This is a genomic window from Sporosarcina sp. P12(2017) (assembly GCF_002743035.1).
GTDB lineage: Bacteria > Bacillota > Bacilli > Bacillales_A > Planococcaceae > Sporosarcina > Sporosarcina ureae.
Map to the genome: position 1 here is coordinate 64637 of NZ_PDYL01000013.1, position 26022 is coordinate 90658.

Genomic DNA, 26022 nt, shown 5'->3' on the forward strand with positions numbered 1-26022 from the left:
GTAGTTGATCGATTTTATGTAACTAGTGAGGTTTAGCGAGGGTTTCGCTCATTAATTCGTCTACGCGCTCATAGTTCATGCGTAACCGCTCTATGGCCATCGCCAACCGCTCTATCACGGTCCGTAACCGCTCATACATTTCATCAAGCGCTCTATCAACACCTGGATCCGCTCATTAGCCTCAGCACTTCGCCTATCCACACTCACCAAACACTTCAACAAAAAAGTAACCCACCAAGTAAAAGGCGGGTTACTCTCTATCATTCTCATAATACTCTTCAAGCGAATCTGTCTCATAATACATCTCTTCTTGCGTCTCAAAGCGATTATATCGCATCGTGAACAAATAAAATACATGAGTCGCCACCACTTTCAGCAGCGCATACGCGGGAATCCCGAGAATCACTCCAGCGACTCCGAACAGCGAGCCGGCTGTCAGTAAAACAAAGATAATCGTGATTGGGTGGATATGCAGCGACTTCCCCATGATTTGAGGCGAAATAAATTTCCCTTCGATCACTTGCACAATCGTCCACACAATCGCCAGCTTCACGAGCATGAATGGTGACGTGACCATTGCAATAATAGCCGCTGGCGTGATCGCAATCACCGGCCCGAGATACGGCACGATACTCGTGAACATCGCAAGTACTCCGAGCAGCAATGCATACTTCATTTTAATAATCAGGAAGCCAATTGATACCATGATCCCAATCGCAATCGCAACTAAAATCTGACCTTGAATATACGCACTGATTTGTCTATCCGCATCGCGGAAGATGATCGCTGCATCGTCACGTAAACGTGGCGGCAACATACGCAAAATCGTTTGTGGTAACTTCTCACCGTCTTTCAGTAAATAAAACAGAATGAGCGGCACGGTGACAATGCTCAAGATAATTCCAGTAAGCGCGGAAACGAATGACGTCAAGCCTGATGCGATACCACCTATTGTCTCCGTGAAGAATTTGCCGATGCTTTCAAAACCGGAGTCAAGGAACGTATTGACGTTAAAGTTGAATCCTTGATAAATCGGAGCAAAAATGGAGTTCTTGAAAAAATTATCCATGTCCAAAATCAACTGTTTAAAGTACTGAGGAAATTCATCGAATAAATTGATCGACTGCAAACGCAGGAACGGTAACACTAAGAAAATGACTAATGTTAGTAACCCAGCAGTTGCCAGTAAAAGGATCAAAATCCCATAAACGCGTGGTATGCGTAAACGCTCTTCTAAAAACCGAAGAATCGGACGCATTAAGTAGTATAAAATGGTCGCAAGTACTACAGGCAAAACGACAGTCGAGAAAAATACTTGAATCGGATAGAAAATAAATGAAACTTGAGTGAATACCAAGATGATCAATCCAATGAACAATAAACAAAGCAGTACAAACAATGTAGATTGACCACCGAGAAATCCGACAATTGGTGATGTTGAAGGAATAGACCAGAAATCTCGTAAAGAAGGCCTTTTTGGTGGCTGCCTCAACGTCTCACTCCCCCTTTATTCGATCCGTTAGGGTGTTGCTAAAAATGAACGGATCGCTTCTCTGTTTTTATCTAAATCAATATCGATTACAGATCCTGCATGGCTGTATGAAGTAAAGGAGTAACTGCCCTCAACTGGAATACGTAATGTCTGCAGATCCAGTTTACGTTTTGCGATAACTGTCAGCACTTTTGTTAGCTCGTCTTTCGTAGTGAGATCCGTTTCAATGAAGTTATCGAGTGCGCCGGCTACTTTCGGTGCTTGCAAAACAGTGGACACGCTTAATAGCTCGTCCTTTACTGCTTGAATTACTTCCTGCTGGCGGTTGACCCGACCGAAGTCGCCTTCATCGTCTGCGCGGAATCGTGCATAACCGAGTAACTCTTTACCGTTCAACCGCTGTACGCCCGGTTTTAGCGTAACACCGATTTTCTCAGACATTTCATTCTTTACATTCATTTCGAGGCCTTTCGGAAACGCAATATCCATGATCGACTCGAAATTATTAAAATCGACGACTGCGTAGTGATGAATCGGGATATTAAACATCCCCGAAATCGTTTCTTTCGCCGTTTGGACTCCGCCTAAGTAGTACGCGGTATTAAGCTTGTACGACTGGTACCCTGGAATTTGTGCGTAAATATCCCGCATGAATGAAATTAAATGCGCAGTACCAGCGGTTTGATCCCAAGACAGCACCATCATCGTATCGGTGCGATATTTTCCAGTGCCATCATTGTCGATGCCAAGCAATAAATAATTTTCCGTCGTCGGATCTTGCGGACTCAGCAAATCGCCTTGAAACTCTCCTGGATTAATCTTACTGCCTGCCGTCATAGCCTTACCTTGTTTATATTGAAAGTAACTATACGCTGAGATCGTTACCGTGAAAAGCAACAGTAGGGTCATAAAAACTCTGCCAACACGTAATTTACGCTTCTTTTTTCTGCGATGTGGCTGTTGTTCGTCGAAGTGTTCGTCCATGTAGCATTCATTCCTCCATTATCCATGTGTATCCTGTTAATCAGGACGTTTCTGTTCACAAGGGGTTGCGTCCAGTTACGAGCTTTGCTTGGCGGACCGACCTATTTGCAACGCTAGCACTAGCATAGCCACAAATAAAACAAGAAATACGAACAATGTCACGTAATGATTTTCAGTATAGTCATATAAGGAAGCGATCAGTAGCGGCAAAATCCCTCCGATGATGAAACCACCTGTCTGCATCATCGCAGTCCATGAATTCGTTTCTTCGGCAGTATCCGTCGCGTCCATCGGCATCAACAAGCAAATCGGGAATAATCCACCGAGCGGAATCCCCATGACGAGAACTCCAATGGCAAACCACAATGGATCAGCTGTCCACAGTAACCCAATCGAGACAATACCGAGTGCAAGAATTACGACAAGTGCCGGCGTTCTGCTAGCAAACTTCTGTAAAACAATAGGAAAGCCGATATTCATAAAAATTTGTACGATTGTCATTCCACTTAGCAATGTCCCACCTTGTAGAAGCGTCATGCCGTTCGATACCGCAATAGGAACGAGATACGTCAATACGGAAAAGAATAATGCGGTCTGTAAACCAAAGAAGATTAGGAAGCTCCATGCTTGTTTACTGCGCCAAGGGTTCTTCCCTTTTTGCGCGGGTAGCCCTGTTATTTGCTTCACTTCAATCGGATGTGCAGCCGTAACTGCCCACGCAATAATGCCAAGAATTGCAATGACGGCCCAAACAGCGAGCGCGAATGAATAGGAGGAGGATTTCTCATATAAGACACCTGTCAATCCTGTACTCAGCGTCGCCCCCATGCCCATGCCGAATGAATAAATTCCGACGACTACAGCAACATGCATAGGGAAGTATTGTTTGATCAGTGCGGATAATAGCGGACCAATGACAGCAATGGCCACACCTGCACTGAAAGCTGTCAGTAATAAAACACTGAACGAAGTGACAGAATAACGCATGCCGGTTGCTACAGCGAGTATCAGCAACATCCAGTACATCGTTTTATTCAAGCCGATTGCTTTATTCAGTATCGGTGCTAGCATCGCGAAGACGCCCATGCAGATAACCGGAATAACAGTCAGTAGACTTACTTGAGTGTTCGACAACAACAAATCATCACGGATGATGTTTAGCATCGGCCCGATGGACGTAATTGCCGGCCGTAAGTTGAGTGCGACTATAAAGATCGCAAATAATAATAGACCTTGACTAGTTTTTGAGCGCAATCCAAAGACTCCTTTTGTATAGGATACGTATAGAACATCTACCGTCATTATATCGTAAAACGAATTTGTAAACAGTACTAGTTCAAACATTCCATTTCACGTAATTTTAATGTATACTAGGAACATTGTGAAATTAGGAGGATATTATTTATGTTAGCAGTTAGTAATTTAAGTCTTCGCTTCGGCGATCGCAAGCTATTCGAAGATGTCAATATACAGTTCAATCCAGGCAATTGCTATGGATTAATTGGAGCGAACGGCGCTGGTAAATCAACATTTGTAAAAATTGTATCAGGTGAACTTGAACCCCAAACAGGTCATGTGATTCTCGGGAAAGATGAGCGTTTAGCTGTCCTGAAGCAGAACCACTTCGAGTACGAAGAGTTCGTAGTGATGGATCTAGTCATCATGGGTCATAAAGAGCTATATGAAGTCATGAAAGAAAAAGACGCGATTTATATGAAAGAAGACTTCTCTGATGAAGACGGCATGCGTGCAGCTGAACTCGAAGGTGAATTCGCAGAAATGAACGGATGGGAAGCGGAATCTGAAGCTTCTGTACTTCTTCAAGGTCTTGGTGTTCCTGAAAGTATGCATCACGCGACGATGGCAGAGCTTGACGGTTCAAGCAAAGTAAAAGTATTGCTTGCACAAGCTTTGTTCGGCAAACCTGACGTACTACTACTAGATGAGCCGACAAACAACTTGGATCTCAAAGCAATCCAGTGGCTTGAAGAATTCTTGATCAACTTTGAAAACACTGTCGTAGTCGTTTCCCACGACCGTCATTTCTTGAATAAAGTATGTACACACATCGCCGATCTTGACTTTGGTAAAATCCAGATCTACGCGGGTAACTATGACTTCTGGTATGAATCAAGTCAATTAGCTTTGAAACTGTCACAAGAATCAAACAAGAAAAAAGAAGAAAAAGTAAAAGAACTACAAGCGTTTATCGCGCGTTTCAGTGCTAACGCATCGAAATCCAAACAAGCAACGTCTCGTAAAAAGACATTGGATAAAATTGAGTTGGATGATATCAAGCCTTCTTCACGCCGTTATCCATTCGTTAACTTTACAATCGGACGCGAAATTGGTAACGATGTCTTGACGATCAAAGATGTCACAAAAACGGTGGATGGCAAAACATTTATTAAAGATGCGACCTTTACACTCAATAAAGAAGATAAAGTCGTATTGATCGGTAACCCACTTGCAAAATCTGCTTTACTCGATATGTTAGCTGAAGAAACAGAGCCGGATACAGGAGTAATCAAATGGGGCGTGACGACAACTCGTGCCTACTTCCCTATGGATAACTCAAAGTATTTCGAAGGGTCCGAGCCGACGTTAGTTGAATGGCTTCGTCAATACTCTCCTGAAGATGAAACGGAAACATTCTTGCGTGGATTCCTCGGACGTATGCTATTCTCAGGTGAAGAAGTAAAGAAAAAGCCGAACGTCTTATCAGGTGGAGAAAAAGTTCGCTGTATGTTATCGAAAATGATGCTGACAAGCGCAAACGTTCTTCTTCTAGACGAGCCAACAAACCACTTGGACTTGGAATCTATCCAAGCACTTAACAATGGGTTGATCGCGTTTAAGGGCGCTATGATCTTCACATCTCATGACCATCAGTTCATCCAGACAATTGCTAATCGTGTAATCGAAATCAATGATGATGGAACAATCTTTGATAAGATGATGACATATGATGAGTATTTGGAATGGAAAGGTCAGAAAGCTTAATAGGTAGTGGATATAGTGACTCCCCTAGAAGGTAAAACTTCTAGGGGAGTTTTTTGCACTTATACGAATACATGATAAATTTACATGATGTATAGAAACCGTCGATTTGCTTGCGACATAATCTTGAATTGCTAAAACATTAGCCATCACGACTTCACAGGTTATTGTCTCTTTTGCGAATAATTGTCTTGCAGTGCTCTCTTTAGTAATGAGATAGATCGATCAATCTCGAACTTTATAGTATCTTTATAAGCTTTCACTTTCTCCTTGTCCCCAATGCGGTAGATGTAAAGCGTCTGCATCTCCGTCCCTTGCTTATGGATTGGATGTCTGACGATTAATCCATCGTTAAGTAAATCATGGAGAGACTTGTATACTTCAGACTTAGTTGGACGATAACCTAGGTCCCTAAAATGATCTTGAAGGTCATCTAACATCTGTAAACCATACAAGTTCCCTTCTTCTGCCTTGTTGAGCATGTAGAGCTTCAAAAAAGCTCTTTGACGAATGACGAAAGTACTCTTCATTGCTCTTTCCCTCCTTGATTGCTGTACGTGCGTTATGTATAGTATACCAAATAATGAGATGCGAGTATTATTATAGCATATAGGGATTATTTGGAACCAGGTTTTGTTAGAACTATATAATATATTCATAGATGGATTAATTTGGAGGTTAGTATATTAGCCCTATACTTTAAGATTCGATTTCTCTATTTCTATCTTCAAAAATATTTATAAAATTAAATGTTCTTGCTAGAATTCATTTGTCGAATGAAATGCAAAGAATATTTTAAGTGTCCCACCACAAAAATTAAATTGTCTACGAATAGATTCCACTATGAAGGGAATAACACAAAGTAAAAGGAGGTTTTTCATTATGAAACGCAATCTATGGTTTCTAATGGCTGCACTGCTTCTCGTGCTCGCTGGATGCTCAAACAAGCCTACTACGTCAATGGATGGTAAGACAGACTCTTCGGAGACAAATCAAAAAGGAACGGACACTGACAAGTCAGAACAGCAAAATGGGAACGAGGATGCCAATTTAACCGACGTATCTCTCTTGGATTACTTTCTTCCTGACGGCTCCAGCGCGCATTATAAAGGTGTCGGTAATGAATTTGCTGAGCTAGACATCACTGTTGCACGACCTGCACAAGATTATGTCGTGATACACGAAAACAACGGTGGTGCATTCGTTCAAAAAGTATTTAAAGTGGATGGAGATGAAATTCAAGTATTGCAGGAGGAACATATCGAATTGGATGCTGGAGTTCCAACGGCAGCTGAGCTAGAGTCCATGAATCCGGTCCGGACGTATTTGAAAGGTCCTATCGAAGTAGGGACAACATTTGATGACTGGAAGATTGTGGAGATGAATGCCTCAGTGGAAACGCCTTATCAGCAATTTGAAGATGCCGTCGTAATTGAGCAGGCCGGAAATGACTTTGTGAACAGGATCTATCTCGTGAAGGATTTCGGAGAAGTAAAACGTGAATCCGTGATGTCGATGGAAGGCGAAGAAGAATTCGTTGTCACGTCTAGCCTAGAAACAGTGACACAACCTTGATTTTTTGCAAACAAAAAGGCGCCACAATAGGCGCCTTTTTAAGTGGTTTAGATTTTAACAACGTTAGCTGCTTGTAGACCACGGTTACCTTCGACTACTTCAAATTCAACCTGCTGACCTTCGTCAAGAGATTTGAATCCTTCGCCTTGGATTGCTGAGAAGTGTACAAAGATATCTTCTTCTCCGTCAACTTCGATAAAACCGAAGCCCTTTTCTGAGTTAAACCATTTCACTGTACCTTGTTTCATTCGATTACCTCCAAAAAAATATAAATACTTTAATACACGAACCTTAACATACAAAAAAATTCACGTATTACAAAAGTTGCCGACGTCGCCGATCCCTTTTGTAATAGGTGAATCTCTTAGCATACGGTCGTTCGATTGATTTACTTACGTCTAGTATAACATACTGGGCTTCTTTGTCAATTGAATAAATACATTTTTACAGAATGTTCTTACGATATGTTTGGTTCTCCGTCTACTAACACAATGATGCCGTGATACAATTGCAAATCTCCCTCACAACCTTCGCAATAGTGTTTTTCGGAAGTCGACCAAAATGCATGGAAGCAGCCTTTACGAACTTCATAATGCTCGAAATACGGTTCCATCTTCCCAATCACTTCTTTAATATATGATTCTGTGTCGATTATATTCGTAAATGTTTTGGATGAAACAGAGTAGTCTCTCCACTCTTCAAACATCCACCACGGCTCAAAGTCCGCCTTCATGTATACCACTTCATACATTCAGTAAGCACCCCTTTATCTTTCGCTATGCAGGAATGATATTCATTCTAGCAAATTCAACTCGCTTATCAAAGTAAATTGATTCATGTGGCGTAATATATGAGTTTTCGGCTGTTTTGGGCTATAATTGATATAGGCTCCAGTAACCTTACTATCTACACGATAAATGAAACCTTTTCGCTGTTAATCCGTAAGTATTATATAGAGTCAGAATGGAAGGCGGCCTGAACCATCATGAATAATATAAAAAACTTCTTCACACGACATGTAATTATGGCTCCGACTAGTTTCCTGACATGGGCTCTCCTAATAGGCGGTACAAGCATGAACTTTTTCATAAGCTCCGCGATCGGGATCGCACTGTATGCAGGAGGCAACGTAGGAATTAAAGAACTGCAGTTACGCTCCACACTAAAAAAAATCGGAATGGCGCGCTCTGAATATAAACATATTGAACAACAAGTAAATGAATCTAAACGGAAGCTAAAACAACTCGGAAGTATGTACGGACAAGTTCGTTCAATACAGGCATTCAGACAAGTATACGATATGTCTTCGATGGCTCGACGCATCATTAAGATCGTCCAGTCCAATCCAAGAAAGTTCTATCAAGTCGAAAGCTTTTTCTATGCTCATCTTGATTCTGTCGTTGAATTAACATCAAAGTACAGCCTACTCGTTAATCAACCATTAAAAGACCAAGATATCAAAGTCGCGTTACAACATACACGCGAAACATTATCCGATTTGAGCCTCGAAATGGAACGAGATCTACGTAACGCCGTATCAACTGATTTGGAACAGCTCCGTATGGAAATTGATTACGTCGATATTACACTCAAGAGAGACAAACCGTTGCTTGAATCGAAAGGAGAACACTCTAATGACAGATAAAAACGTACTACAAGAAAAATCAATGGATGACCTACTCGATAATCCATTTGATATGGATGCTAGCTTGCTTCCGAAAGAGATGGAAAATTCGCTGGCAGACACAGCAGCACCCGCTAAATTGATCGACCGATTAACACCTGAAGAACAAGACAAAGCAAGACAATTGGCTTCACAAATTCCTGTTGGTAATTACGAAGCTGTCATTTCTTACGGTGCTAATGCGCAAAATGAACTATCCAACTTCTCGCACAAAATGCTTGATCATGTACAAAGCAAAGACATCGGCCCTGTCGGTGAGGTACTGAATGAATTAATGGCTAAACTATCCGAAATTGATACAGACGATTTATCGGATAAAAAGAAATCAGGTCTTAGTCGTTTATTTAACAAGGCGACTCGCCCGATTAAAGAAATTATGACTAAATACGAAAAACTCGGCACACAAGTCGATAAAATAAGCGTTCAACTAGAACACTCCAAGCGCGGTTTAATGGATGACGTCCGCATGCTAGATAATTTGTATGAACAAAATAAAACCTACTTCCAAGCACTGAACGTTTACATCGCAGCTGCGGAATTAAAGATCGATGAAATCAATAGTACAATCATTCCTGAACTGCATAAAAAAGCACAGCAGTCAGACGATCAAATGATGGTCCAAGAAGTCAACGATATGGCGCAATTTGTTGATCGTTTAGAAAAACGCCTATACGACTTGCAACTATCCCGTCAAATCACGATTCAAAGTGCTCCACAGATCCGCATGATCCAGCAAACGAACCAAACGTTGGCGGAGAAGATTCAGGCATCCATTATGACGGCGATTCCCCTATGGAAGAACCAGATTGCAATTGCTTTGACGCTAAACCGTCAACAAAAGGCTGTGGAGTCACAGAAGCTTGTCACTAAGACTACGAACGACTTGTTGCTTCGTAACTCCGAAATGTTGAAAGTGAATAGTATTGAAACCGCAAAAGAGAACGAAAAAGGTATTATTGAAATCGATACATTGAAGACAACACAGGAGAACTTGATTCAGACGATCGAAGAAACTTTGCTGATCCAAGCGGATGGCCGCGCGAAACGCAAAGCTGCTGAGACCGAGATCGCTAAAATGGAACAAGACCTCAAAACACGTTTACTCGCTGTATATGAAGAGTCACAAAACCGTCCCTCGTAAGAGAGACGGTTTTGTGTTGTGTAAGTTCAGTATATCGGTCTAGACCGATAGAGCGGTTGCGGGCATTGAGCGGTTACAGTCTACGATAGAGCGCTTGGGGTTATCGTATGAGCGGGTACGGCACTTGATAGAGCGGTTGGCAGTGACTATAGAGCGAATACGCTTGAACTATGAGCGCTTAGACGAATGAATGAGCGAAACCCGCATTGCCGCCCTCACAAGTTAATCACGTTTAAAACTTCAAACTACAACACTTCCCGCCCTACCCATCTCACACATAAAAAAGACGATTCAATTAAGAATCGTCTCAAAAATCTCTACTATCTATTCACCAATCAATCACTCAAAATACGTCTTATAATACCCGCCGACCTTGCCAGAATTATCTACTACAAAGATAAATTCTTCTGTCTCGTTCTTTACTTCATACGACTTCCCTACCGTCAGCATATTACTAACCAAATACTTCGCTGCATCGGTATGCGTACACGTCACTGTCTTCAACGAAGGTTCATCCAACCATTGTAAAAATGACATACAATCTCTCCTTCCTTAAATAAAAACGACCCGCTGATTAGCGGGTCGCTTGATTTGAGTTAATTAAGAACCTAGTAGAAGGTCTTCAGGGTTTTCAAGCAACTCTTTAACCATCTTCAAGAATCCTACTGAATCTTTTCCATCAATTACACGGTGATCATAAGAAAGTGCAACATACATCATCGGGCGAATTTCGATATTGTCACCAACAGCTACTGGACGCTTCTGAATTGTATGCATACCTAAGATTCCTACTTGTGTACCGTTAAGGATTGGAGTAGACAATAGTGAACCGAATACCCCACCGTTTGTAATGGTGAATGAACCGCCTGTCATATCAGCCATTGTCAATTTGTTGTCGCGAGCTTTTTTCGCAAGTTCTCCGATAGATGCTTCGATTTCAGCAAAGCTCTTACGGTCTGCGTCTACTACGTTTGGAACAACTAGTCCGCCGTCAGTAGATACTGCAATACCGATATCGAAGTAGTTCTTCAATAGGATTTCATCGCCATCAATTTCAGCGTTAACATATGGATATTTCTTCAATGCTGCAACGACTGCTTTCGTGAAGAATGACATGAAGCCTAGACGTACATCGTTTTGCTCGAAGAACTGGTCTTTTTTGCGTGAACGAAGTTCCATCATTTTCGACATATCAATTTCATTGAATGTAGTCAACATTGCTGTTGATTGTTTTACTTCAAGCAAACGCTTAGCAATTGTTTGACGACGACGAGTCATTTTCTGACGTGTAATACGGCCGTCATCCTTTGCTTCTGCTTTAGCAGCTGGTGCTGCAGGAGCTTTAGGTGCTGGAGCGTTGTTGTGGGCAGATACGTCTTGTGCGCGTACGCGACCCATTGGATCAACAGGTGATACGTCTGCAAGATTAATACCTTTTTCACGAGCAAGCTTGCGTGCTGCCGGGCTTGCAATCGTGCGGTCTGAAGAAGATGTTTCTTCCGCTACAGCTGCTGCCGGAGCCGGAGTTTCTTCTTTTTGCGCTGGAGCAGGTGCTGCAGCTTCAGTTGCTTGTGGAGCTTGTTGTGCCGGTGCACCTGAACCTTCGCCTACAATCGCGATTACTTGGCCAACTTCAACTGTGTCGCCTTCTGCAGCCAATAGTTCAGACAAAACGCCTGCTTCTTCTGAGATGACTTCTACGTTTACTTTATCTGTTTCCAATTCAACGATGAATTCACCTTTATCCACGTTTTCACCGGGTTGTTTTAACCATTTTGCAATTGTACCTTCTGTAATTGATTCTGCTAGTTCAGGTACTCTGATCTCTGCCACAATAAATTCCTCCTCGTAGGTATACCGTTTTATTAACGGACAAGCTACTTTGTATAAGTAGTTTTTAAATTTAATTGTAAAGCTTCCTTACTTGTTATATCACTTTTTTAAAGCTTCTTCAATGATGCGATTTTGTTCTTTTTTATGAGAAGCGCCGTCACCTTCAGAAGGACTTGAACGCTTAATACGTCCTACATACGAAATGTTCTTACCGTCAGCTAATTTTTCTAGGAATGGATAAGCAAATGACCATGTACCCATGTTCTTCGGCTCTTCCTGAACCCATACTAAATCTTTTGCTTTCGGGTAACGTGCAACGATTTCTTTGATTTTGTCGGATGGGAATGGATATAGCTGCTCTACACGTACCACGTGCAAGTAGTCGAATCCTTCGCCGTCTTTAATCTTTTCAGCTAAGTCGATTGCCATCTTCCCGCTTGCAAACAAGATCTTTTTGACTTTTTCAGGCTTTTTCCCTGTGCCAGGTTGCTCAAGAACTGTCTTGAAGTGACCTTCCGTTAAGTCTTCAACATCGGCTCCAACTAGTGGGTGACGAAGTAATGACTTAGGTGTAGCAATAACTAACGGACGTTCTGCTTCGCTGCCGAGAATTTTCGACTGACGACGCAATACGTGGAAGTAGTTTGCTGCGCTGGAGATATTCGCGACTGTCCAGTTGTTTTCCCCACAAAGTTGTAGGTAACGCTCAATACGTGAACTGGAGTGTTCTGGTCCTTGTCCTTCAAATGCGTGCGGCAACAATAGCACGAGGCCTGATTGCTGACCCCACTTCGAGTAACTTGAAGATACGAACTGGTCGAACATAACTTGTGCCATGTTCGAGAAGTCACCGTATTGCGCTTCCCAGATCGACATCGTTTTGTCTTCTTCTAAGTTATAACCAAATTCATATCCTACGATTCCTGCTTCTGACAGTGGGCTGTTATACGCCACGAATGAAGCATTAGATCCACTAATATGATGCAATGGAACAAGTTCTTCACCTGTTTTCTCATCATGCAATACTAAGTGACGCTGTGCAAATGTACCGCGCTGGATATCTTGTCCAGACATACGGATTGGTTTACCGTCTTGAATGATTGAACCGAATGCTAATTGCTCTGCATGTGCCCAGTCAATCTTCCCTTTACCTTTAAACGGCTCTAGGCGACGCTTCAAAATTTTATCCAATTTGTTGAAAACAGTGAACTCATCCGGGTATGTTAATAGCTCTTCGTTCATTAGGCGAAGGCGATCTTCCGCTACCCCTGTTTCAAGGTCACGTGGAAGTCCAGCTTGTACCACTTCCGGCGTTGCGTTGGAAACTTCCGGTGCGTCTGCTGATTCTTCTTTTACGTGATCGTACGCTTCTTGCATAGTTGCGATAACCGACTTGTCCATTTCTTTCACTTCTTCGTCTGTCAAAAGGTTTTGCTCAACTAGACGCTGTCCGTAAAGTTCACGAACGGTTGGGTGTTTATGGATTTCGTGGTACATCACTGGATTCGTCACAAGTGGCTCATCCATTTCGTTGTGTCCGTAACGACGGTACCCAATCAAGTCGATTAGTACGTCTTTACCGAACGCCTGGCGATATTCAAATGCCAGTTTAGCAACAGCTAGTACTTCTTCTGGGTGATCTGCATTCACGTGGAATACAGGCACTTCAAAGCCTTTTGCTGGATCAGATGCATAGTGTGTAGAACGGGAATCATAATATTCCGTCGTGAAACCAATTGTATTGTTGGCGATGACGTGAACCGATCCGCCTGTTCTGAAACCGCGAACGCGTGAATAGTTGAATGATTCTGGAACGATACCTTGTCCAGGGAACGCAGCATCACCGTGTACTAAGATCGCGTATGCTTTATTTGTATCTTGTTGTGGAATACCTGGGTTGTCCGTGTTTTCTTGTGCAGCACGAGTTTGACCAGTAATCACCGGGTTTACCACTTCTAGGTGAGACGGGTTGTACGCAAGGAAGCGATTCATCCCAGATTTACCTTTATGAAGAGCACCCATATGGTATTTCACGTCGCCGAACCAGCCGCGAGTTACTTCAAGAGATCCGTCTTTTGGCAAGAACGGTGAAGCAGGTACGCCAGCGAATTCTGCGAACATCATTTCGTATGGTTTGTTTAAGTTGTGCGTTAATACATTCAGACGTCCGCGGTGAGCCATGCCAATTAGCACTTTTTCCATTTGCGCATCTTCGGATAGACGCATCAATTCATCAATTAAGACGACTAATGTGTCTACACCTTCGATAGAGAAACGTTTCGCTCCAACGAATGTACGGTGAATGAATTTTTCAAAGCCTTCAATTTTCGTCAAACGCTCAAGAAGTTGTTTTTTCTCGTCTCCTTGCATTTTTGACTGTACGTCGCCGTTTTCAATTTTTGATTGAATCCAGTTACGCTCTGTTTCATCGATCAAGTGAGAGAATTCGTATGCAATGGAGCCTGTATAAAGAGACTTCAAATAATTCATTGCATCTAATCCGTTTTCAACTGTCGCTGGAACATTTTTCAAGAACAAAGTTGCTGGCAATCCGACCAGATCGCTTTCTGTCAATCCATGATAGGACAGTTCAAGACGGGATGTATCTTTAGGTCGATCGTTTAATGGATAAATGTCTGCTGCAAGATGTCCATAAGAACGAATAGCTTCAAGTAAAGAATAAACGGCAAGAACTTTACGCAAATCCGTTTGGGAACCTTGCGCTATAACTGCCTCTTGACCTGACTCATCCATCTGAGGCGCACCAAAATTCCTGAATAGCTCTGCTAAATCAGGATCTACTGCATCTTGATCTGTTTTAAACAGATCGTACATTTCCATTACATACCCAAGGTTTGGACCCGAAAAATTAGCATACGGGGAACGATGGGAATCCACATTGTTCGACATGTAATATGACCTCCACATTTGCCAAATGGCTTGTTGTGTTTATTTTCACTACTTCTACATAATAATAGCACGCAAACCTTAGAACTGAAAGGGATTAATCCTAATATGCGTAGTTTTCTGCAAAGTTCTTAGTAATCCATTGAAAATCACGGAAAACTACGTCGCTAAGGTACTCCGCGTACATTCTCATTTTTGGAACGACAAAATCAATTCTGCCATTTTCTCAGGTGTCTTCGGTTCTGTCGTCTTTTCAATATTCGACAGCAATCGAGTTTTCTCCTTCATGAGTCTATCAAATTGTTCTGTAACAGACTGCACTTCGAATTGTTCTTCTTCTATTTGTAATGCCAGCCCTTTGGAAGCGAAGTATTTCGCGTTCAATATTTGATCGCCCCGACTCTTTGACGCTGCAAGCGGAACGAGCAACATCGGCTTATGGATCGCAAGCAATTCGAAAATCGCATTCGACCCCGCACGCGAAACCGCATAATCAGCAGTTGCGAGCAGGTCGGGCAATTCACCAGTGACATATTCGTACTGCACGTACCCCGCCACTGACAGACCTTCGACCACATTCCCTTTACCACATAAATGAATGATCTGATACTTCTTAAGTAAGTCGGGCAGTTCATTGCGCACCGCTTCATTCAACACGGCAGAGCCTTGACTACCTCCCATAATAATAAATACCGGCTTTTCGGAATTCAAACCCGTTCTGCGCAATCCTTCTTCTCGATCACCCATAAACAGCTCCGGACGAATGATTGGACCTGTACACATAGATTTCGCTGCCGGCACATACTGCAACGTCTGTTCGAAGACCGTGAAAATTTGCGAAGAGAACGGCAATGCCAATTTATTCGCAAGACCAGGCGTGACGTCCGACTCGTGCACGACGACTGGCACGTTCGCAAGCTTAGCCGCCATCACAACAGGCACTGAAACGAATCCGCCTTTAGAAAAAATTATTTCCGGCTTAACTTTACGAAGAATAGCGAGCGCCTGTAATGTCCCAGCACCGACACGAAACGGATCCGTAAAATTCTTCATTGAGAAATAACGCCGTAACTTTCCACTTTGAATCGCATGATATACCACTTCTGGATGACCTTCCGCGATCAGTTCCTTTTCAATTCCTTCGTGGGAACCAATATAATGCACGCTATATCCTTTACCCAAAAATACGGGAATTAACGCTTGATTGACGGATACGTGTCCTGCTGTACCGCCACCTGTTAATATAACTACCGGTTGCTTCATTCTTTCCATCCTTCCCTTTGCGTTGCCTACTATATTTCATGCTACAATAGTCAAAACGAAAACATTAGTAGAGGAAATCAAAACTATGACTACTGCAACGAAACCTTTGCAACAAAAAACATCCATTTTCATTAAAATCATGATTCCCATTGTCATTACGCAAGTCGCGCTATATCTGATGTCGTTCTTCGATATTCTCATGACGGGACGCTATGACACGTTCCACTTAGCAGGCGTAACCATCGGCAGTTCCTTCTGGATACCGGTCTATACCGGTCTTTCCGGAATTCTGATGGGCCTGACTCCTATTATCGCACAGCAAATCGGTGCGAAGAATAAAAACGATGTCCGTCCTACTGTCCAGCAAGCATTATACGTATCTCTCGCTCTTTCAGCAATCATTTTCGTGCTGATACATTGGGTTGTGTTACCCGCCATTACAAGAATGCCACTCGATGCGCCAGTTATAGAAGTAGCGTCCGCCTACTTGACTGGCATGAGTATCGGATTGGTTCCACTCATGGCCTATACCGTACTGCGTTCATTCTTTGACGCACTCGGTGCAACCCGTGTCTCGATGTTTATCATTCTGTTGTCCGCGCCAATCAATATTGCATTGAACTATCTATTAATTTTCGGTAACTTCGGTTTTCCAGAACTAGGGGGTGCCGGTGCAGGGTATGCGTCTGGATTCACATACTGGCTCGTATTCTTCATAGCGGTCCTGATTGCTTGGTCGTCCCGCCACTTTAAGGAGTATACGCTATTTAATGGTTGGCAAAGAATCTCCTTCCGCAAATGGAAAGAAATTTTACTCATCGGCGTGCCGATCGGTCTATCTATTTTCGTTGAGACGAGTATTTTCTCCGTCGTAACGTTATTGATGAGTAGTTATACCGCACAAGTCATCTCGGCTCACCAGATTGCGCTTAATTTTACGTCTCTCCTCTATATGGTGCCGTTAAGTGTATCGATGGGAACGACAATACTAGTCGGTCAGTCCATTGGTGCGAATAAAACGAAGGACGCGCGGGAGTATACGTATCTCGGCATAGCGTTCGCAGTTATTTTCAGTTTCTTATCCATATTCATTTTACTGACGTTCCGTGAGTCGATTGCTTCTATGTATACGACGGACATAGCGATTATTACACTGGCCGTACATTTCTTCATCTATGCTGCACTATTTCAGCTATCGGATGCTGTGCAAGCGCCGATCCAAGGTGCGTTGCGCGGCTATAAGGACGTGACGATGACGTTCTTAGTCGGCGTTGTGTCATTCTGGCTCATTGGGTTGCCAACGGGATTCGTTCTTGCCCGCTATACTGAGCTAGGCGCATACGGTTACTGGGTTGGTCTCATTGTTGGTCTATCGGTGGGTGCGGTGATCCTTTCGTTTAGGTTACGGTATATACAGAATAAGTACCGTGAAGTTGAATAATAGGTATGTATGGGTCGATGGAGAATTTATTCCATCGGCCTTTTTTGTAGTTGAGAATTTCAATAGTGAATAACTAGTGAGAGCGGCGCGGGTTTCGCTCATTAATTCGTCTTAATCGCTCATAGTTCATGTGTATCCGCTCTATCGTCACCGCCAACCGCTCTATCAGCGCCTGCAACTGCTCATTACTTTACGTTAAGCGCTCTATAACAGCTCGTATCCGCTCATTACCCCCAGCGTCTCTATCAGTCATGACCCATCACTCAAACGTACACAACGAACGACGCCAGTCTATCACGCGAATGAAGTCTCAAACTCTCCCAATTTAAAAAAGGTCAATGGACATAAATCCATTGACCTTCACATTCTTACTTCTGTATAAACTGCTGCGTCCAATAATGTCCATTCGCATCATACCCGATACCGATATGCGTAAACCCAGGTGTTAGGATATTTTGTCGGTGTCCAGCTGAATTCATCCAAGCTGTCACGACATCCTGTGCACTGCGTTGACCCATCGCAATGTTCTCGGCTGCCGAACGGTATGTAACGCCATTCTGCTTCATTTGATCAAACGGTGAACCGTATGTCGGGCTTGTATGAGAGAAATAGTTGTTCGCTGCCATATCCGCTGACTTCTGCTTTGCAGACTTCTGTAAGGCTGCATCGATCTGTAACGGCTTGAGGCCTGCTTTCGCACGTTCCGCATTCGTCAAATCGAGTACGGCTTGCTCTGTAGCGGACACATTCGCTGTCTGCTGTGCTGGCTTTTCTGTTTGTGGTTTCTCCACTGGTTTGTTTGGTTGAGTTGGTTGTTGTACAGATGGTGTCGGTGTCGGTTTCGCTACCGGTTTACTAGGTTGCTGTGGCTTCTGATAGTTGCCCCAGTAACATGAATAGTCCTGCTTGTTCGATACATTCCACGTATACGTGTGAGTTTGCACCTGATTTGTTGTGCTTGCCTCTGCTGCATGAGTAGGCAATAAAATAGCTGAGCTTAATAAGATGAGTGATAACGGTTTTTTCATCTTGGTCCCTCCTTTTCTACGAGACTTAGCATAACGTCAAAGTAAAGGAGAGATATTGGTCATTCTAACCAATTTGTCCAACAAACTCTACAAAGCTATGAAATGAGAGTTTAAGAACGATATAATTAGCAACCTTATCCAATAGAGAAGACTATTAACAATAGAAAGCTATTGACAACTAGTTTTTTGAGGAATACTCTATGTCGGTCAGTTGCTCCCCGATGATCACCAATTTAGACGGAATTTGCATATATTCCGGTATCCAGTTGACCATGCCATATGCATATTGGAATAAATGCGAGTACCGAGAACCTTCTAGTTGGATATAGCCTTTCATCCGGTAGACGCTGTCCGGTAATGTGCGCACCCAGTCTTCAAAATGTTCTTGGTTGATCGGCGCGTCGAACGACAACACTTTTGAAGCGAGTGGCAAACCACTACCTGTTGCGACCGGCTGTTTTGGTGCCGCCACATTGACCATCTTTTCGACATAGCTGAAATCGACTTTCGCGTTCACTGTCTGGACGAGCGGTGCGTAACTATTAAATTGGGTCACTTGCATCGTCACGAAAGCTAATTGATTATCTGTCAGCAAATCCGTTTTATTGAGCACCATAAAGTGTGCGTGGCGGACTTGTTCGAGGAATAATGCTTGTATACGTGGTGAGAGCTTGTCACGGTCGATCCAGCGCTTGGCATCCACTACGGTAACAATTCCCTTGACGTCCAGTTTCTCTGCGAATAACGGCGAGTATACGGCGTCTAACGCTTCTACTGGGTGAGCTGCACCAGTCGTTTCAATGAACAGCACGTCAATCTCCGGGTAATCTGCTAGTAAGCCTTGTAATTGTGCTTCCGTAGATTCCGCACCCGTACAGCATATACAGCCGTTTAGTAACTCTTTTAACGGAACTTCTCCTGCATCCTCGACGATTTGACTGTCGATGTTCAGTTCTCCGAATTCATTCATCAATACAGCTGGCTGTCTACCGGATTCTTTTACTTGGTCGACTAGATTTACGAGTAATGACGTCTTGCCGCTTCCGAGAAAGCCGCTGAGTAAATATACATCAATCATGTGTGTATCATCCTTTTCCATAGAGAACACGCGCCCAACGATTGCTGGACGCGTGTTTCTTTGATTATGAGTTAATTTCTTTTAATACGACTTCTTTCGCTTTCAGCAATTGCGGGTCATCTTCTTTCATCTTATCCCGTAATTTCTGCATTAAGCCGACTGTGGTATCGCCAGTCAAGATGCCTGTTTGCTCTTGTGATAGATCTTTTTGCAACGTTTTAACGGCTTGTGCTGTAGCCGTGTCGTAGAGACCATCTACTTCTCCTGGATCATACCCTACCGCTTCTAACATCTCTTCTGCAGCTTGTACAGCCGGAGAGACGACACCTTCGTCCATCTCTTCAGATGAATCAAGGAACGGCAGTGATGCGTATGGAGGATATGGTACTTTCACGTCAGGCTCGATCCCTTTTTTATGGATCCAGTTACCGTCTGGAGTTAACCATTTCGCTGTCGTCAATTTCAAGTTGGAGCCGTCTGGCAATTGGGTTGGTGTTTGAACCGTTCCTTTACCGAACGTCTTGACACCGACAATCGGAATACCCGCAGACTCTTTTAACGCACCCGCTAAGATCTCAGACGCAGACGCACTGCCTTCATCTACGATCAACGCGACTGGAACCGTTACTTTCTGTCCGTCAGACGAAGGATACGCTTCCGGTGTCTTGCCTTTTTCTTCTGTTTGGAACAGAATCTTGCCGTCTGGGACGAACAAATCGGAAATATCGATTGCCCCGCTTAAGATGCCACCTGGATTTTGACGGACGTCAATGAGTACGCCTTCCATGCCTTTATCGGTCATTTCATTCAGCGCTTCGAGTAATTCCTCGTACGTATGTTCAGAGAACGATGTGATATTGATATGTGCGATGTTATCGTCGAGCATTTCTGCGTAGACCGTATTGATCGGAATGACGTCTCGAACGATCTTTACGTCAAATGGATCAGATTTTTCACCGCGTCGTACAGATAATGTCACCGTTGACCCTTTTTCTCCACGGATGAGCAATACCGCTTCCGATGAAGACAAACCTTGTATACTTTCGCCGTCTACCGATAGTACGGTATCGTTCGGTAGTAAACCCGCTTTTTCAGCAGGTGAGTTTTTGATCGGTGACACGATACTAATATAGCCGTTTGACTCTTGAATTTCTGCACCGATTCCTTCAAAACTTGAAGATATACTTTCATTTAATTGCTTAGCTTCTTTTTCATTTAAATAATCGGAGTATGGATCGCCTAATGAATCGACCATTCCATTGATCGCGCCGTCGATGACGACTTGATCGTCTACTTCGTCAAAATAACTTTCTTTTAGTTGATCGTATGCTTCATACAGTTTCTTGAACTCTTTTCGTTCCGTACCTACTTGATTCGGTTTGACAACCTCTACTACTTTATCGTCTCCGACTGTCAGTGCAACGAAGGTAACGGTGGCTGTCGCCAGCACAAGGAAAAAAATGAGCATGATCAGAGAAAACGGTTTAATCCGAATAAAGCGAGTAGGTTTTGGCCCTTCCGGTTGTGGTTTCCCGTTCTCATGCGAATCGTTTTCGTTCATTGTCTTCCCTACTTTCCATATCCCTGCAAAAGACCGCTGCCAAGAGCGGTCTATTACAAGTTTCTATCTATTCAATTAGTCAGCAATTGCTGCATCTAACGCGACTTCGATCATTTCGTTGAATGTCGTTTGACGCTCTTCAGGAGTAGTAATTTCTCCTGTAAGGATGTGGTCACTTACAGTAAGGACAGCGAGTGCTTGACGGCCAAAGCGAGCTGCTAGTGTATAAAGTGCTGCCGCTTCCATTTCCACTGCCAATACGCCGTGACGCGCTAGTTTCTCGTGCTGTGCGTCTTCATTATAGAAGAAGTCTTCTGTATAGACGTTACCTACTTGTAAATGCAAGCCTTTTTCTTTCCCTGCATGATACGCTTTCGTCAATAAATCAAAGTTCGCAATCGGTGCAAAGCGAATCGGTCCGAATGTTACGTCGTTTAATGAAGAGTTGGTTGTCGCACCTTGCGCTAGGATGACGTCACGTACTTTTACGTCTTTTTGAATCGCGCCACATGTTCCAACGCGGATCAATTTCTGAACGCCAAACTCCTGCATTAACTCGGTTACGTAGATAGAAATAGACGGCACGCCCATTCCAGTACCTTGTACGGAAATACGTTTGCCTTTGTATGTTCCCGTATAGCCAAACATGTTACGTACCTCGTTATACTGTACAACGTCTTCTAAAAATGTTTCTGCGATATACTTCGCACGCAATGGATCTCCTGGAAGTAGAACCGTTTCTGCGATATCACCTGGTTTTGCATCAATATGTATACTCATCTTTTTTCAGCCTCATTTCACTAATTTGTTATTATCATACAGTGAATAATGGCGAGATGCAATGAAACCCTCGCCATTTACCTACTGCAAAGCTCTTGATAGATTGCGTATAATTCGTCAAAGGTAGTAGAACGTAAATGATCGTCCGCCATGTCCTCGACGTAACGCGACAATGAATCGAAATCCTCTTCATCCTTCGGGAAACCGGCATCAAGAAACATCCTATCTGCAAACAACGCCTTTTCATCATCTTTTCCACCGCCACGATAACGTAGCGCGAAATGGTAAAAGGATCGATCCATCGTCGTCACCTTCCTTCACTCAAATAACCCTTTGTATGCTTCATAACCTTCTTTTTCTAGGTCACTCACCGGAACGAAGCGCAATGCCGCGGAGTTGATGCAATAACGCAATCCGCCTTGGTCTGTTGGTCCGTCGGGGAAGACATGTCCTAAGTGAGAATCCGCTGTCTTACTGCGTACTTCCGTGCGGCGCATGCCGTGAGTGGTATCGAAGTGCTCGGTTACTTCCACTGCTTCAATTGGCTTCGTGAAGCTTGGCCATCCGCAACCCGCGTCGTATTTATCATTCGAGCTAAATAACGGTTTGCCCGACACAATGTCTACATAGATTCCGTCTTCGAAATGCGCATCATATTCATTACGAAATGGTGGTTCCGTGCCGCTTTCTTGCGTCACATGATACTGCATCTCGGTTAATTCAGTACGTAAGTCTTTTTTCATGAATGATTCCCCCAATTTTTTTCGATAAATCCTGCGCGTCCTGATCCAACAGTGTAACGTGCGTAGTGGTCTGGGTTCTTTTCATAATACTGCTGGTGATATTCTTCCGCTGGATAGAATTCTTTTGCCGGGAAAATATCTGTTACAATCGGCGCGTTAAACTTGCCGCTCTCTTGTAAAGCTTGCTTCGATCGCTCTGCTGCTTGCTGTTGCTCGTCCGAGTGAGTGTAGATTGCGGACTTATACGATTCGCCACGGTCATGGAACTGGCCGCCTGCATCAGTAGGATCAATCACTTGCCAGAAAATACTCAATAATTCTTCGTAACTGATGACGCTATCGTCGAATTCGATCTCGACGGCTTCCCGATGACCCGTTGTATTGGTACAAACTTCTTTATACGTTGGATTGACGGTATGTCCGCCAGTATAGCCACTCGTGACAGAATGTACACCATCGTATTGGTCGAACGGCTTGACCATACACCAGAAGCATCCGCCTGCGAAAGTTGCGAGTTGTGTTGACATAGGTAGTGCCCCCTTAGTTATTCGGTATCAATACTTCCAATATAATCTCATCTTTTGCTAAATTCACTTCTTTTGCCTTTACTTGAACGTCCCCCGAGATTGGCAAGTCCTTTAGATCGATGAAAATTTCCTCTTCTTTCGGTCGGACGACCATCCACTTTGGAAGCTCTACAGAACTCTTCAGTAATTTCAGTACCGTAGAAGGTGGAATATTCAACTGCCCTAATTCCATGGACGATTGTTTGAGAATTAAGTTTCCGTCTTTTCGTACGACTGGGTCAAAATGCATCGCGAGCGGTAATGTATGCGAGAACACCGTGAGTTCGGATGTCAACAATACGTCGTCACGCATTTCCAGTTCCACTGGTAACGTGCCTTTCACGGCCTTTCGGATATACGTATTCGCCATTCCTTGAAAATTCTCTTTGGTTGTATTTAATGCCAACGTGTAGCCTTCCTCTTTTACCGCTATATCTTCCGGCAGAGGTGGAGAAGCAGTGGCGCCACTGATGAGAATTATCAATCCTACAAGCGCCGCTGCCACTATTCCCGCGAGGCTGAAAAACGCTACTTTCCAAATATTCATATTGTACTTCACTCCACTTCCAGGTCAACCGCTGAACAGCCTTTTATTTCTCTTACGAAACGCTTTTCCATCAAATCATACCCTTTACTGTTCGGATGGAAGAAGTCTGTGTGATAAACCAAGTTTTCATTCGAATTAAATAAATCTTTCACAGGAACAAAGCAAGCCATGCCGTCTTGTTCCACTTGTTCTTCTATCGAGCGGTTCCAGTCCGCGATAATGTCTTCGAACTCTTGTACCTCGTCCGTCACGACGGAGAACGGATTATAGAGACCCGCCACGATGATCGGTGCATCCGGGTTATACAGACGTATAATCTCGAACAACTCTTCGATTCTCGTTTCGAATTTACCGAGAGCTTTGTAGAAATCAGACATTTTCATCTGCATGAAATTCCCTTTGACGACTTTCATGATATCATTGCCACCGATCGTAAAGACGATATAATCTGCCTGAATGACCGCTTCTTGTACTTCTTCATCTTGCAATTGTTTTAAAAACTGGTCGCTGCGCCGTCCGCGTTTCGCTAAGTTCACGGCGTCCACTTCCATAATGCCTTTCCATTGTTCCATGTCCGACGTCAAACGGCCGAAATATCCGCCTTCTTTACGTTCGTCACCGACACCTTGTGTCAATGAATCACCTAGCCCTAAGACGTTTACACGTTTCGGGATAAATGTTTCCGGCACAACGAACGGATCGAACGCGACGGTTTCACGTTCCGCAAGCGTCGTCTCTTTTTTGCTGAATGGGGCTTGGCACCCTGCTAAGAACAATGAAAAGACGAGACCTAGCACTAGCATTCTTCTCATAATGTCATATCCTTTGTAGTTAATATCACTCGGTGTAATACATGAATCCGATCGCGCCTTCTCCAGTGTGGGTACTAACGATCGGTGTCGTAAATGTCAGCATCACTTGAATGCCCATCTCTTCTATCTTGCATTTAAGCGGCTCCGCCATCGCGAGGCCATTTGCATGCGCGATCCCGACACTACGAATTACTTTCCCTGCTGTTTCCTTCTTAAACTCATCAAACAAATACGAGACTACTTGTTTATGGCTACGTACCTTCGCGACCGGTGTATACACTCCGTCCTTCAGTGACGCAATAGGCTTGATATTCATCAGAGAACCTAACATCGCTTTCCCTTTGCCGATACGTCCACCTTTTACCATGTTATCAAGAACATCCAGTACGACGAATAAGGAAGAACTTTTACGTACATGATCAAGTGTCTCCACAATCTCTGCTACCGTTTTGCCTTCTTCGACCAGACGGCATGCTTCAAGCACTTGGAAAGACAGTGCGTGTGAAATATACATCGAGTCGATAACCGTAACGTCAGCGCTTGACGCATGAGCTGCTGTTTCCGCAGATTTCACTGTACCGCTCATGCCGCCTGTCATATGAATTGAAATAATTTGCGACCCATCCGCACCCAGTTCATCATAGAGGTTCTGGAATACGCCGACTGCCGGCTGTGAACTTTTCGGTAATTCTTTGGCACTGCGCATCAAGTCGAGAAATTCTGCTGGTTGGATTTCTACGCCGTCAACATAAGATTTTTCATTGATGGTTAGCGTTAACGGTACGACATGAATAGTGTATTGAGCAATCTGTTCATCCGTTAAATCTGCAGTCGAATCCGTGACGATATGAATTTTTTTCATGATTTCTATCTCCTTCGCGTGTGGCGTTTGCGATTTTTTTCGCTGTATTTGGTATAGTGTGTTGCAGGAGGTGCTATCAGAATGGAAGAATCATTCGATTATAAGAATCTGCAGGAAGAACGTTGGAATGCGATCACGCATGCCATCGGATTCTTACTCAGCATACCTGCACTGGTCTTGCTGATCTTAAAAGGTGTGAAACAAGGCACCGGAATCGCCATAACGAGCTTCACGATCTTTGGGGTGTCCATGTTGTTACTATTCCTCGCAAGTACATTACTACATAGTATGCCGGTCAAATTGAAATCTTTTTTCGCTATTCTCGACCATTCCGCCATTTATGTACTGATTGCCGGAACGTATACGCCATTTTTATTGGTTACCTTACAAGGGGCACTCGGCTGGACGTTATTCGGCATCATTTGGGGATTGACCTTGTTCGGCATCTTGTTCAAGATCTTTTATATTCATCGATTCGCCAAACTATCGCTCGCCCTCTACCTCATTATGGGCTGGCTCATAGTGCTCGCAATTAAACCATTATACAATGCACTGCCTACTCAAGGCGTATGGTTGCTCGTGATCGGTGGGTTGTTCTATACAGCAGGCGCGTACTTCTTCATGTCACGCCGTGTACCGTATAATCACGCGATCTGGCACTTGTTCGTCATGGCAGGTAGCGCATCGATGTACTTTAGCGTTCTTCTCTATGTATAGAGAGGAAC

General features: G+C 43.6%; 26 protein-coding genes. 6 read left to right on the forward strand and 20 right to left on the reverse strand.

Annotated features, from left to right (window positions below; genetic code table 11):
* Positions 1–250: 250 nt before the first annotated feature.
* From CSV80_RS11775 to CSV80_RS11785, 3 genes are all read right to left on the reverse strand, one after another.
* Positions 251–1447: an AI-2E family transporter gene (locus tag CSV80_RS11775; protein ID WP_369802826.1), complete on the reverse strand. Its 1197-nt coding sequence runs from the start codon at positions 1445–1447 to the stop codon at positions 251–253.
* Positions 1448–1519: 72 nt separating this feature from the next.
* Positions 1520–2476: an LCP family protein gene (locus CSV80_RS11780; protein WP_099671024.1), complete on the reverse strand. Its 957-nt coding sequence runs from the start codon at positions 2474–2476 to the stop codon at positions 1520–1522.
* A gap of 75 nt (positions 2477–2551) precedes the next feature.
* Positions 2552–3730 carry an MFS transporter gene (locus CSV80_RS11785; RefSeq protein WP_158231899.1) on the reverse strand — a complete coding sequence of 393 codons (1179 nt, stop codon included), beginning with the start codon at positions 3728–3730 and terminating at the stop codon, positions 2552–2554.
* Between the two features lie 150 nt (positions 3731–3880).
* Between CSV80_RS11785 and CSV80_RS11790 the strand changes: the two genes are divergently transcribed.
* Positions 3881–5479, forward strand: a complete 1599-nt coding sequence (locus CSV80_RS11790; RefSeq protein WP_099671026.1) for an ABC-F family ATP-binding cassette domain-containing protein — start codon at positions 3881–3883, stop codon at positions 5477–5479.
* Between the two features lie 161 nt (positions 5480–5640).
* On the opposite strand, the gene CSV80_RS11795 is transcribed toward CSV80_RS11790, so the two are convergent.
* Complete coding sequence (locus CSV80_RS11795) at positions 5641–6006, reverse strand: helix-turn-helix domain-containing protein (protein WP_029053825.1); 366 nt, start codon at positions 6004–6006, stop codon at positions 5641–5643.
* Between the two features lie 352 nt (positions 6007–6358).
* On the opposite strand from CSV80_RS11795, the gene CSV80_RS11800 reads away from it, so the two are divergent.
* The gene (locus tag CSV80_RS11800; RefSeq protein WP_099671027.1) at positions 6359–7051 is read left to right on the forward strand and encodes a hypothetical protein; all 693 of its coding nucleotides are present in this window, start codon (positions 6359–6361) and stop codon (positions 7049–7051) included.
* Positions 7052–7098: 47 nt separating this feature from the next.
* Here the strand turns inward: CSV80_RS11800 and CSV80_RS11805 are convergent, their stop codons facing one another.
* On the reverse strand, positions 7099–7299 hold the full coding sequence (locus CSV80_RS11805) for a cold-shock protein (RefSeq protein ID WP_029053827.1): 201 nt from the start codon (positions 7297–7299) through the stop codon (positions 7099–7101).
* 209 nt (positions 7300–7508) lie between these two features.
* Positions 7509–7802 carry a DUF1033 family protein gene (locus CSV80_RS11810; RefSeq protein ID WP_029053828.1) on the reverse strand — a complete coding sequence of 98 codons (294 nt, stop codon included), beginning with the start codon at positions 7800–7802 and terminating at the stop codon, positions 7509–7511.
* Positions 7803–8126: 324 nt separating this feature from the next.
* Here CSV80_RS11810 and CSV80_RS11815 point away from each other — a divergent pair, with 324 nt between their 5' ends.
* Together CSV80_RS11815 and CSV80_RS11820 are read left to right on the forward strand one after the other, a co-directional pair.
* Complete coding sequence (locus CSV80_RS11815; RefSeq protein ID WP_233208484.1) at positions 8127–8696, forward strand: 5-bromo-4-chloroindolyl phosphate hydrolysis family protein; 570 nt, start codon at positions 8127–8129, stop codon at positions 8694–8696.
* On the forward strand, positions 8623–9876 hold the full coding sequence (locus CSV80_RS11820; RefSeq protein ID WP_369802827.1) for a toxic anion resistance protein: 1254 nt from the start codon (positions 8623–8625) through the stop codon (positions 9874–9876). Before CSV80_RS11815 ends, CSV80_RS11820 begins: the two co-directional genes overlap by 74 nt.
* A gap of 339 nt (positions 9877–10215) precedes the next feature.
* Here the strand turns inward: CSV80_RS11820 and CSV80_RS11825 are convergent, their stop codons facing one another.
* The 4 genes from CSV80_RS11825 to CSV80_RS11840 form a co-directional block, all read right to left on the reverse strand.
* The gene (locus CSV80_RS11825; protein ID WP_029053831.1) at positions 10216–10413 is read right to left on the reverse strand and encodes a DUF6501 family protein; all 198 of its coding nucleotides are present in this window, start codon (positions 10411–10413) and stop codon (positions 10216–10218) included.
* 63 nt (positions 10414–10476) lie between these two features.
* Positions 10477–11709, reverse strand: coding sequence for a 2-oxoglutarate dehydrogenase complex dihydrolipoyllysine-residue succinyltransferase (gene odhB / locus CSV80_RS11830; RefSeq protein ID WP_099671030.1), 1233 nt, complete (start codon positions 11707–11709; stop codon positions 10477–10479).
* 99 nt (positions 11710–11808) lie between these two features.
* Complete coding sequence (locus tag CSV80_RS11835; RefSeq protein WP_099671031.1) at positions 11809–14619, reverse strand: 2-oxoglutarate dehydrogenase E1 component; 2811 nt, start codon at positions 14617–14619, stop codon at positions 11809–11811.
* Between the two features lie 186 nt (positions 14620–14805).
* Positions 14806–15879: an undecaprenyldiphospho-muramoylpentapeptide beta-N-acetylglucosaminyltransferase gene (locus CSV80_RS11840; RefSeq protein WP_099671032.1), complete on the reverse strand. Its 1074-nt coding sequence runs from the start codon at positions 15877–15879 to the stop codon at positions 14806–14808.
* A gap of 85 nt (positions 15880–15964) precedes the next feature.
* Here CSV80_RS11840 and CSV80_RS11845 point away from each other — a divergent pair, with 85 nt between their 5' ends.
* On the forward strand, positions 15965–17320 hold the full coding sequence (locus CSV80_RS11845; RefSeq protein ID WP_099671033.1) for an MATE family efflux transporter: 1356 nt from the start codon (positions 15965–15967) through the stop codon (positions 17318–17320).
* A 368-nt stretch (positions 17321–17688) separates the two neighbouring features.
* Here CSV80_RS11845 and CSV80_RS11850 read toward each other — a convergent pair whose 3' ends face one another.
* The 10 genes from CSV80_RS11850 to CSV80_RS11895 form a co-directional block, all read right to left on the reverse strand.
* Positions 17689–18348, reverse strand: a complete 660-nt coding sequence (locus CSV80_RS11850) for a CAP domain-containing protein (protein ID WP_099671034.1) — start codon at positions 18346–18348, stop codon at positions 17689–17691.
* A gap of 178 nt (positions 18349–18526) precedes the next feature.
* Entirely contained in the window at positions 18527–19426 is a 900-nt protein-coding gene (locus CSV80_RS11855; RefSeq protein ID WP_099671035.1) for a CobW family GTP-binding protein, read from the reverse strand.
* A gap of 64 nt (positions 19427–19490) precedes the next feature.
* Entirely contained in the window at positions 19491–20987 is a 1497-nt protein-coding gene (locus tag CSV80_RS11860) for a lmo1851 family serine protease (RefSeq protein ID WP_099671036.1), read from the reverse strand.
* 75 nt (positions 20988–21062) lie between these two features.
* Positions 21063–21767, reverse strand: a complete 705-nt coding sequence (deoD, locus tag CSV80_RS11865) for a purine-nucleoside phosphorylase (protein WP_029053839.1) — start codon at positions 21765–21767, stop codon at positions 21063–21065.
* A gap of 77 nt (positions 21768–21844) precedes the next feature.
* The gene (locus CSV80_RS11870) at positions 21845–22069 is read right to left on the reverse strand and encodes a YozE family protein (protein WP_029053840.1); all 225 of its coding nucleotides are present in this window, start codon (positions 22067–22069) and stop codon (positions 21845–21847) included.
* Positions 22070–22084: 15 nt separating this feature from the next.
* Positions 22085–22510 (reverse strand): peptide-methionine (R)-S-oxide reductase MsrB, encoded by a 426-nt coding sequence (gene msrB, locus CSV80_RS11875; protein ID WP_099671037.1) that lies wholly within the window; start codon positions 22508–22510, stop codon positions 22085–22087.
* Positions 22507–23037 (reverse strand): peptide-methionine (S)-S-oxide reductase MsrA, encoded by a 531-nt coding sequence (msrA, locus tag CSV80_RS11880; RefSeq protein WP_099671038.1) that lies wholly within the window; start codon positions 23035–23037, stop codon positions 22507–22509. The genes msrB and msrA overlap by 4 nt, the downstream gene beginning before the upstream one ends.
* 13 nt (positions 23038–23050) lie before the next feature.
* Complete coding sequence (locus CSV80_RS11885) at positions 23051–23623, reverse strand: YpmS family protein (RefSeq protein ID WP_099671039.1); 573 nt, start codon at positions 23621–23623, stop codon at positions 23051–23053.
* A gap of 8 nt (positions 23624–23631) precedes the next feature.
* Positions 23632–24435, reverse strand: a complete 804-nt coding sequence (locus CSV80_RS11890) for an SGNH/GDSL hydrolase family protein (protein WP_099671040.1) — start codon at positions 24433–24435, stop codon at positions 23632–23634.
* A 25-nt stretch (positions 24436–24460) separates the two neighbouring features.
* Entirely contained in the window at positions 24461–25297 is an 837-nt protein-coding gene (locus CSV80_RS11895) for a DegV family protein (protein WP_099671041.1), read from the reverse strand.
* A gap of 81 nt (positions 25298–25378) precedes the next feature.
* On the opposite strand from CSV80_RS11895, the gene trhA reads away from it, so the two are divergent.
* Positions 25379–26014 carry a PAQR family membrane homeostasis protein TrhA gene (gene trhA, locus CSV80_RS11900; protein WP_029053846.1) on the forward strand — a complete coding sequence of 212 codons (636 nt, stop codon included), beginning with the start codon at positions 25379–25381 and terminating at the stop codon, positions 26012–26014.
* Positions 26015–26022: the final 8 nt, after the last annotated feature.

What these genes read in the sequence shown, in the direction of transcription:
- CSV80_RS11890 (WP_099671040.1), bottom strand. Translation starts at nt 24,435, where the DNA reads ATGAGAAGAATGCTAGTGCTAGGTCTCGTCTTTTCATTGTTCTTAGCA.
- CSV80_RS11845 (WP_099671033.1), top strand. Translation starts at nt 15,965, where the DNA reads ATGACTACTGCAACGAAACCTTTGCAACAAAAAACATCCATTTTCATT.
- deoD (WP_029053839.1), bottom strand. Translation starts at nt 21,767, where the DNA reads ATGAGTATACATATTGATGCAAAACCAGGTGATATCGCAGAAACGGTT.
- CSV80_RS11870 (WP_029053840.1), bottom strand. Translation starts at nt 22,069, where the DNA reads ATGGATCGATCCTTTTACCATTTCGCGCTACGTTATCGTGGCGGTGGA.
- CSV80_RS11810 (WP_029053828.1), bottom strand. Translation starts at nt 7,802, where the DNA reads ATGTATGAAGTGGTATACATGAAGGCGGACTTTGAGCCGTGGTGGATG.
- CSV80_RS11855 (WP_099671035.1), bottom strand. Translation starts at nt 19,426, where the DNA reads ATGATTGATGTATATTTACTCAGCGGCTTTCTCGGAAGCGGCAAGACG.
- CSV80_RS11780 (WP_099671024.1), bottom strand. Translation starts at nt 2,476, where the DNA reads ATGGACGAACACTTCGACGAACAACAGCCACATCGCAGAAAAAAGAAG.
- msrB (WP_099671037.1), bottom strand. Translation starts at nt 22,510, where the DNA reads ATGAAAAAAGACTTACGTACTGAATTAACCGAGATGCAGTATCATGTG.
- CSV80_RS11885 (WP_099671039.1), bottom strand. Translation starts at nt 23,623, where the DNA reads ATGAATATTTGGAAAGTAGCGTTTTTCAGCCTCGCGGGAATAGTGGCA.
- CSV80_RS11825 (WP_029053831.1), bottom strand. Translation starts at nt 10,413, where the DNA reads ATGTCATTTTTACAATGGTTGGATGAACCTTCGTTGAAGACAGTGACG.
- CSV80_RS11860 (WP_099671036.1), bottom strand. Translation starts at nt 20,987, where the DNA reads ATGAACGAAAACGATTCGCATGAGAACGGGAAACCACAACCGGAAGGG.
- CSV80_RS11790 (WP_099671026.1), top strand. Translation starts at nt 3,881, where the DNA reads ATGTTAGCAGTTAGTAATTTAAGTCTTCGCTTCGGCGATCGCAAGCTA.
- CSV80_RS11795 (WP_029053825.1), bottom strand. Translation starts at nt 6,006, where the DNA reads ATGAAGAGTACTTTCGTCATTCGTCAAAGAGCTTTTTTGAAGCTCTAC.
- CSV80_RS11815 (WP_233208484.1), top strand. Translation starts at nt 8,127, where the DNA reads ATGAACTTTTTCATAAGCTCCGCGATCGGGATCGCACTGTATGCAGGA.
- CSV80_RS11835 (WP_099671031.1), bottom strand. Translation starts at nt 14,619, where the DNA reads ATGTCGAACAATGTGGATTCCCATCGTTCCCCGTATGCTAATTTTTCG.
- CSV80_RS11850 (WP_099671034.1), bottom strand. Translation starts at nt 18,348, where the DNA reads ATGAAAAAACCGTTATCACTCATCTTATTAAGCTCAGCTATTTTATTG.
- CSV80_RS11800 (WP_099671027.1), top strand. Translation starts at nt 6,359, where the DNA reads ATGAAACGCAATCTATGGTTTCTAATGGCTGCACTGCTTCTCGTGCTC.
- CSV80_RS11805 (WP_029053827.1), bottom strand. Translation starts at nt 7,299, where the DNA reads ATGAAACAAGGTACAGTGAAATGGTTTAACTCAGAAAAGGGCTTCGGT.
- CSV80_RS11840 (WP_099671032.1), bottom strand. Translation starts at nt 15,879, where the DNA reads ATGAAGCAACCGGTAGTTATATTAACAGGTGGCGGTACAGCAGGACAC.
- msrA (WP_099671038.1), bottom strand. Translation starts at nt 23,037, where the DNA reads ATGTCAACACAACTCGCAACTTTCGCAGGCGGATGCTTCTGGTGTATG.
- CSV80_RS11895 (WP_099671041.1), bottom strand. Translation starts at nt 25,297, where the DNA reads ATGAAAAAAATTCATATCGTCACGGATTCGACTGCAGATTTAACGGAT.
- trhA (WP_029053846.1), top strand. Translation starts at nt 25,379, where the DNA reads ATGGAAGAATCATTCGATTATAAGAATCTGCAGGAAGAACGTTGGAAT.